This window comes from Streptococcus infantis (genome assembly GCF_047464215.1).
In the GTDB taxonomy this organism is placed as follows: domain Bacteria; phylum Bacillota; class Bacilli; order Lactobacillales; family Streptococcaceae; genus Streptococcus; species Streptococcus infantis_P.
The window spans coordinates 1-14212 of record NZ_JASHCG010000009.1 but is presented as its reverse complement, the minus strand read 5'-3'; the positions used below and the strand labels follow the sequence as shown (position 1 = coordinate 14212).

At 38.3% G+C, this 14212-nt stretch carries 10 protein-coding genes and 2 pseudogenes; 2 read left to right on the top strand and 10 right to left on the bottom strand.

What is annotated here, in order from left to right:
* Positions 1 to 97: 97 nt before the first annotated feature.
* From QM469_RS06475 to QM469_RS06430, 10 genes and pseudogenes are all read right to left on the bottom strand, one after another.
* On the bottom strand, positions 98 to 391 hold the full coding sequence (locus tag QM469_RS06475; protein WP_227945965.1) for a helix-turn-helix domain-containing protein: 294 nt from the start codon (positions 389 to 391) through the stop codon (positions 98 to 100).
* Positions 392 to 575: 184 nt separating this feature from the next.
* Positions 576 to 941 (bottom strand): TIGR02328 family protein, encoded by a 366-nt coding sequence (locus tag QM469_RS06470; protein WP_414276320.1) that lies wholly within the window; start codon positions 939 to 941, stop codon positions 576 to 578.
* Positions 925 to 1329 (bottom strand): YbgA family protein, encoded by a 405-nt coding sequence (locus QM469_RS06465; RefSeq protein WP_414276319.1) that lies wholly within the window; start codon positions 1327 to 1329, stop codon positions 925 to 927. The genes QM469_RS06470 and QM469_RS06465 overlap by 17 nt, the downstream gene beginning before the upstream one ends.
* A gap of 123 nt (positions 1330 to 1452) precedes the next feature.
* The gene (locus tag QM469_RS06460; protein WP_414276318.1) at positions 1453 to 4497 is read right to left on the bottom strand and encodes a type I restriction endonuclease subunit R; all 3045 of its coding nucleotides are present in this window, start codon (positions 4495 to 4497) and stop codon (positions 1453 to 1455) included.
* Positions 4498 to 4552: 55 nt separating this feature from the next.
* Positions 4553 to 5119, bottom strand: a complete 567-nt coding sequence (locus tag QM469_RS06455; protein ID WP_414276317.1) for a restriction endonuclease subunit S — start codon at positions 5117 to 5119, stop codon at positions 4553 to 4555.
* Positions 5120 to 5193: 74 nt separating this feature from the next.
* On the bottom strand, positions 5194 to 6417 hold the full coding sequence (locus QM469_RS06450; protein ID WP_414276316.1) for a restriction endonuclease subunit S: 1224 nt from the start codon (positions 6415 to 6417) through the stop codon (positions 5194 to 5196).
* The gene (locus tag QM469_RS06445) at positions 6417 to 7421 is read right to left on the bottom strand and encodes a virulence RhuM family protein (RefSeq protein WP_414276315.1); all 1005 of its coding nucleotides are present in this window, start codon (positions 7419 to 7421) and stop codon (positions 6417 to 6419) included. Before QM469_RS06445 ends, QM469_RS06450 begins: the two co-directional genes overlap by 1 nt.
* Positions 7411 to 8982, bottom strand: coding sequence for a type I restriction-modification system subunit M (locus tag QM469_RS06440; protein WP_414276313.1), 1572 nt, complete (start codon positions 8980 to 8982; stop codon positions 7411 to 7413). Before QM469_RS06440 ends, QM469_RS06445 begins: the two co-directional genes overlap by 11 nt.
* 150 nt (positions 8983 to 9132) lie before the next feature.
* Complete coding sequence (locus QM469_RS06435) at positions 9133 to 10287, bottom strand: AbiH family protein (RefSeq protein ID WP_414276312.1); 1155 nt, start codon at positions 10285 to 10287, stop codon at positions 9133 to 9135.
* Positions 10288 to 10334: 47 nt separating this feature from the next.
* Positions 10335 to 12981 (bottom strand): annotated as a pseudogene (locus QM469_RS06430) (DEAD/DEAH box helicase family protein).
* A 136-nt stretch (positions 12982 to 13117) separates the two neighbouring features.
* On the opposite strand from QM469_RS06430, the gene QM469_RS06425 reads away from it, so the two are divergent.
* Together QM469_RS06425 and QM469_RS06420 are read left to right on the top strand one after the other, a co-directional pair.
* On the top strand, positions 13118 to 13738 hold the full coding sequence (locus QM469_RS06425) for a TVP38/TMEM64 family protein (RefSeq protein ID WP_248035311.1): 621 nt from the start codon (positions 13118 to 13120) through the stop codon (positions 13736 to 13738).
* Positions 13739 to 14024: 286 nt separating this feature from the next.
* Positions 14025 to 14212 (top strand): annotated as a pseudogene (locus tag QM469_RS06420) (IS3 family transposase); the annotation flags it as partial.

Genomic DNA, 14212 nt, shown 5'->3' with positions numbered 1-14212 from the left:
TTAATAGAGTTTTTAAATATCTACGTTTAGAACAAAATATTAGTGAATCGAGAGCTGACTATGGCTTGCTATTAGAAAAGACTATAGGCACTGATTCTCAACTATTTTCCTGTTCCAGTGGGACGACTGCTAGTGTCTTTCCTAAACTGGCTAAAACTTTTAAGACCGTATCCAACTGAGGACTAGTCTTTCCTGTTTCCATCCTAGCTATGACAGGCTGGCTTACCCCACTGAGTTCCTCTAACTTTTTCTGACTGATACCTTGCTCATGTCTAGCCTCAATTAACTCACTCATGATAGCCACTCGCATATCGCTTTCAAGAATTTCTTCCTTGGTAAAGAGTTGAGACCGAACATCCTTCCAATTACTCCCAATGGCACTATTTTTCATCACTTAACCCTCTTTCTTTTAAGTCCTTTAGTTCACGCTTGGTTTTTTAAAATTATAACTTAAAAGTTATTAAAAGTAAATCCAAATACTTATAAAAGAAGACCTTAGAATCGTTCTAAAGGTCTCATTTTTATTATTCGAAAAAATTACGAAAAGAGTTTTAAATTGGAGTTAATCCTGCCTCTTACTCCAGCTCTATCCCCTTTTCACGAAGATTAGCCAGACATTCCTCATAGTAGGTAGCGTCATGCTCGCTATAGATAGGACTTTTCAGCTTTTCCTCTGCTAAGTCTTGATAAGGAGGGCAAGTCTTACCTCGGTAGTTCTTGTCCAGCCACTCTGGACTGACCTTAAAGCCTCGTTTAACCATCTCCTCCATAATCAAGTCATGATAGGCATAGAGACGATAGGGCGAGTGGGTAAAGACATAGTCAACCGTTGCATGCTTTCTGCCCCAGCCATTGCCACGCAGGGCGCAACACTCTCGATGTTGCCCCAAGAGTTGAGGACGAGGAAGCTGTGAAATCAAAGCCTCATGCCAAAGTCTCATGGAAGTCTCCTTTCAGTAACGTTGAATGTTGCAAATAGGTATTTGGATAGCAATCAAGCAAGTCTCTAGTCTTAGTTATCAAGTCTTCCTTAGAAGCCTGACCAAAGCGGTAGCGATCCAGCAAGAGCATATAGTCCTTGCGCTCGGCATCTGTCGCTTTCTTTTTAAAATAGCCCCAAATATGCTGAAAGGCATTGCAAACCTGACCCCTGTGTTCTGGAATCTGACAGGCACAGTCGATCAGTTCCTGAACATGACTTACCACCACCTCTTCATTCTTCAAGTATTGGCGAATCTCATTGTAAATATTGCTGGAATGGCTCAAAACGAGGTATTTGTTTCTAGCCCAGAGTTGTTGGCACTGGGATTTTTGGTTAGTTTGTTCCATGTTTCTCCTTACTTTCTATGAGTTTCCAGGAAATATGGAAACAAAGTTATATCTTAAAAATGAGCGAATAAAGAGTGTTTTTTGTAGAGCCTGATTTTTCTAATAAACCTTGTTTGATAATACTTAAATACCTGAATAAGTCTCTACTAACAACTGAATCTTACGCAAAACTTCTTGCTTTTTCCGTTCACGCGCTCCCTGTCTACGAGAAGTGGGCGGAATAATCGAATCTAAATCAGTCCCACTGTTTTCAGCATAACCTCGTTGAATTGATTTGTCTATGAATAATTGGTAATCAGCTACAAGTTTCTCAGACTCAGCTAGGTCATGGATTGCGACTTTCTTGCGCTCCTTGCCATATTCATAGAAAGCATTGATAACTCCTTCATGGTCTTTCAATTTTTGCAAATCAGTGTCATTGATAAAGCCGATAACCAACTCTTCTTTGGCACGAATATCGATACTAGAACGAATTACACGACTAACTTCTGCTTTCATTACTTCTTTAGACTCAGAATTTTTCGATTTTTCAACAATCAATGCAAGAATATAGTCCAGATTAATCTCATCTGTTTTTAAGAGTTCGATTTCAAATTCAACATCTGAAAGGTCAATACCTAAGTCTTTTGTTCTTTCATAATTTTTAAGGTTTAAGAATTCATCTCGAATTTCTACATAAGTGCTTCTTAAATCCTGAAGATAACCTTCTGAAATAGGTTTGTCTATCTCTTGGAATTCGTCATAATTTCGAAGAACATTATCAAGCTTCAACAACTCACCAAATAACTTAACAAACTCCTTCTTATCATGCTCTGTTTCAATTTCTTGTGGATTAGGGAATCTTTCCAGAATTTCTTGACAGACTTCTGTATAACCTTTGACCTTAATACCCGTTACCTGATCTACGAAACCGTCCATGTATTCGCTAAAACTTTTTTCTAAGATAATATCAAGCTTATTAGTATCCCCAAAGGTTTTAATAGCTTCTTGAGTAGCTTTTTCTAAATCACGGAAACATACGATATTCCCAAAAGGTTTAACCTTGTTAAAAATCCGATTGGTTCTCGAGAAGGCCTGAATCAAACCATGATAACGTAGATTTTTATCGACAAAGAGTGTATTCATAGTCGGGGCATCAAATCCCGTTAAGAACATACCGACCACAATCAGCAAATCCACTTCCTTGGATTTAACGCGTTTGGAAAGGTCACGATAGTAATTTTGAAACTCCTTCCCATCAGCTGAGAAGTTGGTCTTAAACATGTGATTATAGTCGTCAATCGCTCTAGAAAGAAATTCTTTAGAAGATAGAGGCATGGCTGTATCTTGAGGTTCTAGCTCTTCATCTTGAATTTCCCCATAAGCAGATTGTTCTTCGTTAGGTGCAAAACTAAAGATGGTTGCAACTTTTAAACGTTTAGCTTCTGGTAAAGCTGCTTGTTGTCGCTGGAGCTCTTCATAGTATAATTTTGCTGCTTCAATACTTTGTACAGCCAGCATGGCATTAAATCCAGATAGTTGTTTTTGTTTATGAGTATAGTGTTGATTTCGATGCGTCTTATCATTATAAACTCTCAACAGATACTCTGTGATGGTTGCAATCCGTTCAGGATGCAAAAGGAGTTCCTTTTCCATCTTTTTGAGTTTCTTCTCATCAAGCTCTCGGTCAACTGCCTTTTCCGCTTCTCTATACTTATTGATTTCAGGCTTAATATAGTTGTAATCAACCTTGAACTTCAAGACTTTTTTATCTCGAATAGCATCTGTAATAACGTAGTTATGAAGTTGTTCTCCAAAAACTTCTTGTGTCGTTTCACCCGTCAAGCTATTTTCTGGGAAAATTGGTGTCCCTGTAAATCCAAATAGGGCGTACTGTTTAAAAGCCTTCTTAATGCGCTTTTGAGCCTTCCCAAACTGAGAACGATGACACTCGTCAAAAATCAAGACACATTTCTTAGCATAGACTTCATGATTAGGATTTGCAGTGATAAACTTATTTAACTTTTGAATAGTTGTGACAACGATTCGATCATCATTTTCCTCGATACTGCGTTGTAGTTCTTTTGTATTGTTACTACCATTGACTGAATTTGGTTGGAATTTTTGATATTCCTTCATAGTTTGATAGTCTAAGTCTTTTCTATCTACAACGAATATCACTTTGTCAGTGTAGTCCAACTCTGTCGCTAAGCGCGCAGTCTTAAAGCTGGTCAAGGTTTTCCCTGACCCTGTCGTATGCCAGATATAACCACAAGCATTGATGGTTCCAAAATTCTTCATTTCATTGGAAGAATGAATCTTGCGCAAGATACTTTCAGTTGCTGCTATCTGATAAGGACGCATAATGAGCAAGGTATTATCCACATCAAAAACACAATACTTGGTCAAAACTTCCAAGAGGACACGCTTGCTTAAGAAAGTAACAGTAAAATCTTCCAATTCGTGAATAGTCTTATTCTTACGGTCTGCCCACTCACAGGTAAACTCATAGTGATTTTTATTTTGAGCTGTCGTATTTGCAAAGTAGCGTGTATAAGTACCATTCGAAATCACAAAAATCTGAACATACTTATACAAAGAATTTTCGCTGTTAAAGCTTTCCTTGCTATAACGATGAACCTGATTAAAGGCTTCTTGCAGACTAACTCCACGCTTCTTCAATTCAATCTGAACTAGCGGAAGACCATTGACTAAAATGGTCACATCATAACGGTTGGTATGACTCCCCACTTGCGTCACTTGGTTGATGACCTGCATGCTGTTGTTATGAATGTTTTTCTTGTCAAGGATAAAAATATTTTTAATCCGTCCATCATCAAAGACAAAGTCATAGATATGATTCTCTTGGATTTTTCGTGTTTTTTCAACCAAACCCTCATTGGGACAGTCTAAATACTCGACTATAAAACGTTGCCATTCAGCATTCGTAAAGATCACCTTATTAAGCTTTTCAATTTGAACCTTTGCATTCGCTAAAAGATCCGCAGGTGTATGGATATCCAATCGTTCATAATTGAGACCATTGACTAAATCCATAAGCAATTGTCTTTCCAAATCTGCCTCAGACTGAAATTCTCTATCTATGCGATACTCTGGTTGATACTCAGCCAAGAGAATCCCTTCATTTGTTTCCGCAATTACTTCATGTACTTTTGAATAATCAACCATAGTATGCTTCCTTTTTTGTTTTAATTAAGATTCTTTCTCAAAATGATTCAAGAATTTATCTAGTGAAGTTTAATAATTGTTCTCTCCAGTATTCATACTGTTTCTGTCTCAGTTCGATTTCTTTTGGAAGACCCTCAGAATGAGAATTGGTTAGGGTGTTAAAACTGTCAAGGATGGAGACAATTCTTTTTTGTTCGAAAAGGGGTGGTAAGATAATCTTAATTTTTGCAAGATTTTTAGGATAAAGTTCAATTACTTTTGTACCAAGTACTCTTTTTTCCTTTTGAATTTGGAAAAATCTAGTTCTAAAAAGATAGGCTAAAAATTTAGTATTTTGCTCAGTTCTGATTATACATGAGTGCCCACCTATACAAACTTCCTCTTTCCCTAACCAAACCAAAGATTTACCAACATCCTCAACATTTTCAGACGTCGTCGCAACAATCAAATCACCAGTTTTAGCTTTTTGAAGTTTTCTTGCTAACTCTGAATTTATATATGATTTTGTTCTCTCAGTTTCAATTCCATAATATGTATATATCTGTCCGTAATGAATGCACGGAACACCGACATCCTGGAAATCTTTCTTCTGTAGGCCATTACCTCGAATAATATCTCCCAAAGCTCCCAACTCCACTCGAATTGAACCAAATACCCACTGTAAAAGCTTGATAATAGCGGAGTTGTCCCACTCCTCTACTCTACTCTACTCTCAGTGTACTCGCCTTCGGCGACGAATGTCAAGAGTTTTTCTCTAAAAAAATCGTACTGTTTTTGACGTAGTTCAATCTCCTTGGGCAGTCCGATGTTAAGGTCATGACAAATCGTATCAAAGTTGTCTAAAACTTGAACAATGCGAGATTGAATTTCGAGGGAAGGGACTGGAATTTTAAATTTTTCAGTATCATTACTAGAAATTTGTGGCATCTGCATATTATTAGCGATGTTTTGAAAATGTTCTTTATTATGAACTAAGTAATGATAAATATATCTTAAATTGATATTTTCATTGTCTGAACTGTATGACCAAAATTCATTTTTAAAACTAAATGGTTCTGTGCAGTATTCAAAATCAATAATTCCACGAGATTTTACAACAATTGCCTCTTCTGTGTGAATATCCTTATCGGGAATATCTCCATAGTTCACATCAGCGTAAGTCTTTCCTCCTGCAAAGATACGGATTGGCGCACCATCTTTGTGAAGTAATTTCATCTGACTAGCTGTAATTTTAGTTCCTTTTCCTTTTTTAAGACATTCGTTCAACTTCTTCCACTCAACTTGATAAACCTCATCCTCAAAAGATAACAGTTTATCTCGATAATAAGAATATTGCTTTTTACGTGAGGTCAATTCTGAGGTCAATTCTGTAACATAATCCGTGAATTTGTCAAGTGTTTGCACGATTTTTTCTTGAATTTCTCTAGAAAGTAATGGAATTTTTATTTTCTTAAAAGCAACTTTTGAAATATTATATCTGGTTACACCGCTTGCAGTTTTCTCAATCTGTTTTCTTAATCTGATGCTCCTGAATAAATATTTGGTGAATTCTGGCAAAAGTTCAATATCCTCATTAAATCGGATTCCAAAACTAAAACTATTTAAATAAATCTGCTCATCAGGAACAAAAGTAACTGTAGAAGACATACCAACTTCTTCTTTGCTCTCAGAAGAACCTGTTATTAACACATCTCCGTATTCTATAAAATTTTGCCTCTCATTTTTGTCTACCTGAACAGTTTCCAATAGATTAAATTCAACTTGTATATTATTAAAAATATTTTTATAAGTTACATACTTAGCATTTCCATTTTCAAAATCAGATTTTGTTTTCCCAGTTAAACCACTATAAAATTGACTAATTTCCCCCAACTCTTTCCACTCAACGGGACAGGTTTGGATTTCTTCTAGGATATTCATCACTTACCTCCTTCCTTGGCTAGATTTTCAATGTTTTTAATTTCCTTGAGGTAATCTTTTTCAACTTGACTGAGGGTCTTGGCTTGGTAGCTCTTATATTCCTTATCTACTTTATGCTTCATCTGTTCACGAGAGATAGAACCACTATTGTCCAGCAAGTCTTCTCCAGTAGCCTGAAGTATTCGATCAACGTGAGCCACCCAGTCAGCCATGGTCATAACTTCTTCTCGCTCTGCCTGTCTTTCAGCAAAGTCTAGATATCCTGATACAAGCTGGTTAAGCCCACGGAGTTCCTTTTCTGTCAGATAATTCTTGGCAACTTTTGCTTCAGATAGAGTAGGGAGGTCTCCTTTAAAGGTAGTTAAGCCCAGAAACTCCTTTTCACTATCAATACGATTGTAGATGAGTTCGCTGGCAGTATTGTGGTGAATAGCATAATGCATCTTGTTTTGAACCGTCGCAAAGAATTTCTTTGCCTCTGGTGAGTTTGCATTGTAGTCACTTGATGTCGCAAAGAGATCCAAGACCTGACGGTAAAAGACTTTTTCACTAGAGCGAATGTCTCGAATTCTCTCAAGGAGTTCCTTAAAGTAAGAGCCTCCACCCAAGTTTTTCAGACGCTCATCATCCATAGCGAAGCCCTTAATCAGATACTCTTTCAAGACTGTCGAAGCATAGAGTCTGAACTGAATGCCACGAGGAGAACGAACACGATAGCCAATCGCTAAAATCATATCCAGATTATAAAAGGCGACTTTTTTTGACTGAGTTTTACCAGCCATTGCACCGTGACGAGTGGTTGTCAACTGATAGTTGACAACCACTGTTTCATCCAATTCACCGTCTTCAAAGATAGCCTTGATATGTTTACTAATGTTTTGCTTGGAAGTTTGAAAGAGCTCAGCTAGTTCTTGTTGGGTCAGCCAAACCGTCCCATTATCCAAGTGGAGTTCAATAGCAGACTCGCCGTCATCTGTTCTATAGAGAATTACATCATTTGCCATTGCTCAGCTCCTCTACAATCTTGTCTATCTGTGCACGCAAGTGGTCAATTTGGGCAACAGTCTCAGCGATTTCTTTATTGAGAACATCTATATCAATCTTCTCACGTGTATCTTCTTGTTCGACATAGGTTGAAACAGATAGGTTATAATCCTGCTCTGAACCAATCACATCATTATCAACAAGAGCAGATTTATAGTCAACATTTTGATAATTAGAGAATAATTCAACTATATGTTCGATATTGCTATCCGTCAAAACATTGTTGTTAGTTTCTTTTTTGAATTCCTTACTCGCATCGATAAAGAGCGTTTTGTTCTCTAGTTTATTTTTTGCCAAAACCAAGATCGTCGTTGCGATAGAAGTTCCAAAGAAGAGATTGTCTGGAAGGGAAATCACTGCTTCAACAAAGTTGTTATCTACTAGATACTGACGAATGATCTTTTCAGCTCCACCACGATAGAAAATACCTGGGAAACATACAATAGCTGCTCGACCTTTATTGGACAAGTGATTGAGACTATGCATGATAAAGGCAAAGTCAGCTTTTGACTTAGGAGCTAGCTTACCAGCTGGCGCAAAGCGGTCATCATTTATTAGAGTTGGATCTCCATCTCCCACCCATTTGACAGAATACGGAGGGTTAGAAACGATAGCATCAAACGGCTTTTCTTCCAGATGCTGAGGATTTAAAAGGGTATCTCCTCGCTTAATATCAAAATTATTGTAGTTGATATTGTGCAAGAACATATTCATACGAGCCAAGTTATAGTTGGTCATATTGATTTCCTGACCAAAGAATCCATCTTCTAGAATATGGTCTTCATATTGTTTTTTCATTTGAAGAAGGAGAGAGCCCGAACCACATGTTGGGTCATAGACCTTGTTAATCTTGTCCTTACCGACCATCACTAGACGAGCTAGTAGTTTAGAGACTGTCTGAGGTGTGAAAAATTCACCCCCACTTTTTCCTGCATTACTTGCATAGTTGGAAATCAAGAACTCATAGGCATCACCAAAGGCATCGATGTCATTTTCCTCAAAGTTGCCAAAGTTAATGCTATTGATACCATTTAGAATGTCAGAAAGTCGTTTATTTTTTTCTGGAACAGTTCCACCAAGGATATTGCTTCGTGTATCCAAGTTATCAAACAAACCTTTGATATCATCCTCTGATTTGAACCCAATCGCTGACTTCTCAATAGCTTGAAAAATGTTGGCCAAGTCTTCGTTTAAGTTTTCATTTTGCGAGGCATTCTCGACAACATTTTCAAATAGTTGGCTCGGAAGGATAAAGAATCCCTTATCCTCAACTGTCCCTGGTTTAAAATCTTGCTCAGCTTCTTGGTCACTCAATTCAGCATAACGGAATTCTAAGTCACCAGCTTCATGCTCAGCACGGTCAAAATAATCGGCCATATGCTCTGAAATAAAACGATAGAATAGAATCCCTAGGATATATTGCTTAAAATCCCAACCGTCTACAGCTCCACGCACATCGTCCGCAATCGCCCAAATTTTACGATGCAGTTCCTTGCGTTCTGTATTTTCTTTACTTGCCATTTTTACTTCCCTTATTTAATGTATTGTCTTTTCTATTTTATCATATTTTAAGAAAACCCACTCGACCTAAGGAAGACGAGTGGGATAAAAATGTTTTTAGATTAAGATTTTACAATTTTATTATATAAGTTCAATTATTTTTTGATTTTATTAAGGTAGTAGCTCTTTCTTCATACGCTCATTATCATCACTCTTTATAAATACAACATTTCGTTTTCCTGTTAACTCTACCAATTTTTCTTTACCAAGAATGATTGCAAGATTCTTAATAATCGAACGTTTAGCTGCTTCATCAAAATAAGTGAAAATAAATCGATAAGTATATTTTCCATTCTCTGCTAATGAAAAGCATTTTTGAAATATTTCCTTATCCAGAGGGTCAACAGAGTGACCAAACACAATAATGTTCTTTGAAGCTATACGAATATCTGGAACATCGTCTGGTAATTCAATATTCGATTTGAAAAATTCTTCAAATTGATTTCCAGTCTCTTTAACAACTCTTTGGTAATACTTCTGATAAGGAATCAAATCACTGTTGACATCATTTTCTTTATCCTCTATTCCAAAGACCATGGTATTGATCCTATTAGTTTGTCTATCTAAATCAATTCTACCATGTATAAAATGAGTTTTTTCCTCAGAAGTCCCAAATAAATATCCTGATGTATTAGTATAATTAAAGTTTAGAACTGAAGAATTTGATAAATCTGATATTGCATCTAGAGCTGTTGGCTTGGATTTTATCTCGATAACTTTAAAATCAAGAAAGTCTATATAAGATAAATATATTTCTAACAATTCAACCAATAGATCAAGTTGCCTGATAAATTCGTTATTTAATTTATCCAATGCAACTTCTCTTTCTAATTTTTTCCATCCTTTTTCATAAAATAGGGAGAAAAATAGACGTCCAACATATGATTTTGAACAATAATTTCTATCCTTTTGTAATTGAAGCATATTTCTTTCTATATGTTGAAGGAATGGTTCATTATATCCTATAGAATACAACAAATCAGTATTCTCTTTACAATACATTACAGCTTCAGAAAGTTGAGAAATCATGGTTTCAAGATTAGACCAATTATCTCCAAGAGTATCTTTATTCTCATTAATAAATTTCAAATACAAATTATCTTTGTATTTATCAATATCTATGTTTTTAGAATCTAGAAAAGCTTGTAAGTCACTTTCTGGTCTATCGAATAATCTCTGTTCAAACTCAATAAAATCTGTATACTTTGTTTTTCGACCCATTGCAATATCAAATCCATTGCCCAAAATTAAAATTGTATCTGACATAATTACTTCCTTTTTACTTTATATAAACATTAAAATTGTAACTCTCCCTACTTCAAAGCACTTTTAACCTTCTTCTTGGTAATGAGGCGGTCATTTTTGTTAGCTAGGGATTTGAGTCGGGATTCGAGTAAGACTTTTCTGCCTGCTTCGTTGCGGGTGTAGACTAGCTGGTAATCACCTAGCTGAGGGGCGACTGCGTCTAGAAAGAGCTGAGCTTCTTCCTTGCGCTTTTCAAAGAGGCTAGGAACTACAAAATACTTGGATTGACCTGCTGGTGCTTTTTTTGCTACTAAGAGGTAGCGTTGATTGTCCACGGGTGCAAAGAATTCTCCTAAGGTCTGAGAAAAGAGTTCCTTGTCTCGCATACTACCACCTTTTAGATAGGCAAAAACGCAATAGCTATCCTTATCTTCTTCCACCTGCACGCGCGACCGATCATCGGAAAGATGCCCCATCTTTAGCATGGCATTACGAATACCTTCACCCACCTGACGTAGGCGTACATAAGGACTCTTGTAGCTGTAATAGCGAAAGGCTGTAATGGCTAGGAAGAGGCCACAAAGAGCTGTCAACCATGGCAAGTCAAAGAAGGTGAGTCTAAAGACATAAGTCAGGAGACTAATGGCAAATACCATAAAAGCATAGCGAAGCCACTTTTCAGCATCTGCTAGGGCAAGCAGAGGGATTCGTTTGCTGTCGGTCGCTACTTCATTGACAATCTCAATCTTGTCAGCAACGATGAGAGAGTTTTGCCATTTTTTACGAAGGGAGCCACGATCCTTGGATAGTTCCTTGATCTTCTCGTTGTAGTCTTCGAGTTTCTTTTTCTTAAGTGGGAACTCAGGAAAGTTCAAGCGATACAGACCTGTTTCGATGGTCTCTTCCTTACAGGACAAGCCAAGGAAATGGTCCATCCGACGGGCAAGGGTTTGTAAGTCTTGATATGGATTGAGGTCTTGTTCTTCTTGATCCTCCTTAGAAAAGGCTGGATTTTTATATGGTTTGATGGCTACTAGGTGCCAGATATTACTGGGTCTTATCTGGATGTCCTTGCCAGATACGGATAGCACGGCCTCGCATCTGATTACTGAGCATAAAGCTTCCGACAAAACTTCCTAGGATGAGAGAGTTGACGCAAGGCGCATCCCATCCTTCTCCTAAGAGAGACTTGGTTCCGACCAAGACCTGGATAGAACCACGTTGGAAGAGCTCAGTCACTGCTGCGACCATCCCCTTAAAGCTAGATGGAAAGCCTACTTGGAGATAGGCTCCTTGGTCGAGTTTTCCGATGGCTGAGAAGGTCAAGTTGGTATTTGGGATGAGTGCTTCGAGTTCTTCCTTGACACTGGACGGTATGATAACGACACTACCTGAAAGGACTGCTATGGGGACAGAAAGGCCTTGTTTTTGCTCACTTCGGCGAATAGTTTCAAAGTAAGGGAGGACACCTAATTACGTGATTGGCGCTTGGTCATCTCCCAGATAACTAGCAAAATCCTTGCGGATATAGTCCGCCAAGACTAACTGTCTCAAGTCCTGACCTAGACTAGTATACTCGGTTTCAAAGATAGATGCGATGCCAGCCAGTTTTCCTAGAGATTGATTGAGGATTTGGTCATTGGCTTTGGATTTGAGCAAGAAAACCTGACGTTTTTCGATTAGCCCTCTTGATTTCAACTCGGCTTCTATCTTTTTCTTTGTCTCCTGTGGGTCCTCATACCAGTCGGGTGTCTGATAGAGAAGGCCTTGCAAGAGGACTTCGAGCCAGTAGTAATTAAGAGCAGGCAAGCCTTCAGCTCCCAGTAAATCTCGTAAGTACTTAGGAATTTCTAGCTTTTGAGCCTGTAGATAAATGAGGAAGGCTGAGAGATACTTGGGATCTTCGAGGAGCATATCCGCAGAGATTTCCCCTTTGAGAACCTTGGAACTCTTAATCAACTCTTGAAAGTCACGATCAACGACTAGGTGGCTGACATATTGCCACTTGGTATCCTCAAACTCTTCCAAGCGCTTGTCTTCTTCCTTGGTCGGAAAACAGATATAGACAAAATCCTGATGAGGGCAGAGGGTGTCTTCCTTGACCAGTTCTGGCACTGCTATTTCTTGGTCGATCTCGCCACACATCTGGAGATAGCGATCCCAGAGTTCTGGCTCACTGTCATATGGCGGTGTTGCAGTGAGTGAGATGACTTGTAGTTGCGGGTAATTTTTACGGAAGTCTTCTAGGCTTTTCCACCATTCATTTCTCAAGTGATGGCATTCGTCCAGACAGAGGGTTTCGACACCCTTTTCCTTGAGGCTGGCAAGCAGGTCAAAGCCGACAAAGTCTTCAACCTCGCCATTATCTTCTTGAGATTGTACTTGTTGCATGGCACTGTGAAAGGCTTGGTAGGTGGCGATGGTGATTTGCTTCATGTCCTTGAGATTTTGAGAAACGAGACTTGTGACCTGGTCCTCATTCTCTAAAAAGGCCTTGCGAATCCTATCCACCCATTGTTCCCGAATGGTAACAGTCGGCACCAAAACCAGGGCTAGATTATCAAAGCGGGCAATCAACTCGATCCCAATGGTTGTTTTCCCAGAACCTGGTGCTGCCACCAAGTGGACATGGCCATCTGATTGATATTCCTGAAAGTTATCCAAGACCTGTCTTTGGTAGTTGCGCCAAGTGCCATTAAACTTCAATCCTAACATTATTTTCCTCATTCTAAGCTGCCATTTTCTTATTCCCATTTTACCATACTTGAGGCAAAGTCACATAAAGTACCCCATATAGTCTTTCTCCTCAAAATATGGTATAGTAGAATCATACTATTCAAGAGGAGTTTATATGTCACACGATAAACAAATGAAAGCTGTTTCTCCCCTTCTACAGCAAGCAATCAATATTTCTTCCATCATCGGTGGAGTTGGTACTTTGATTTTCTGTATCTGGGCCTATCAGGCTGGTGTTCTGCATTCTAAGGAAACCCTATCTGCCTTTATCCAACAGGCCGGTATCTGGGGACCACCACTTTTTATCTTTTTACAGATATTGCAGACGGTCGTTCCCATCATTCCTGGTGCTCTAACCTCTGTGGCAGGTGTCTTTATCTACGGTCATATCGTGGGGACGATCTACAACTATTTCGGTATTGTTATTGGTTGCGCCATTATCTTTTACCTGGTGCGTCTCTACGGAGCCCCCTTTGTTCAGTCTGTCGTCAGCAAGCGCACCTATGACAAGTACATTGGCTGGTTGGATAAGGGCAATCGTTTTGACCGTTTCTTTATTTTTATGATGATTTGGCCAGTTAGCCCAGCGGACTTTCTCTGTATGCTGGCTGCTCTGACCAAGATGAGCTTCAAGCGCTACATGACCATCATCATCTTGACCAAGCCCTTTACCCTGGTTGTTTACACTTATGGATTGACCTACATCATTGATTACTTTTGGCAAATGTTCGCCTGATCACTAAAAAAAATTGATCAAAAACTCAATTTTATACTCAATGAAAATCAAAGAGCAAACTAGGAAACTAGCCGCAGGTTGCTCAAAGCACTGCTTTGAGGTTGTGGATAGAACTGACGAAGTCAGTAACATATATACGGCAAGGTGAAGCTGACGTGGTTTGAATTTGATTTTCGAAGAGTATTATCAGAAAATGAAAAAAATAAAACGCATAGTATCAAGGCTTTCATGAACTGCACCCCAAAAGTTAGACAGAAAAAAATCTAACTTTTGGGGTGTTTTTATTATGAAATTAACTTATGATGATAAAGTTCAGGTCTATGAACTTAGAAAACAAGGATATAGCTTAGAGAAGCTTTCAAATAAATTTGGGATAAATAATTCTAATATTAGGTACATGATTAAATTGATTGATCGTTACGGAATAGAGTTCGTCAAAAAAGGAAAAAATCGTTACTATTCTCCTGATTTAAA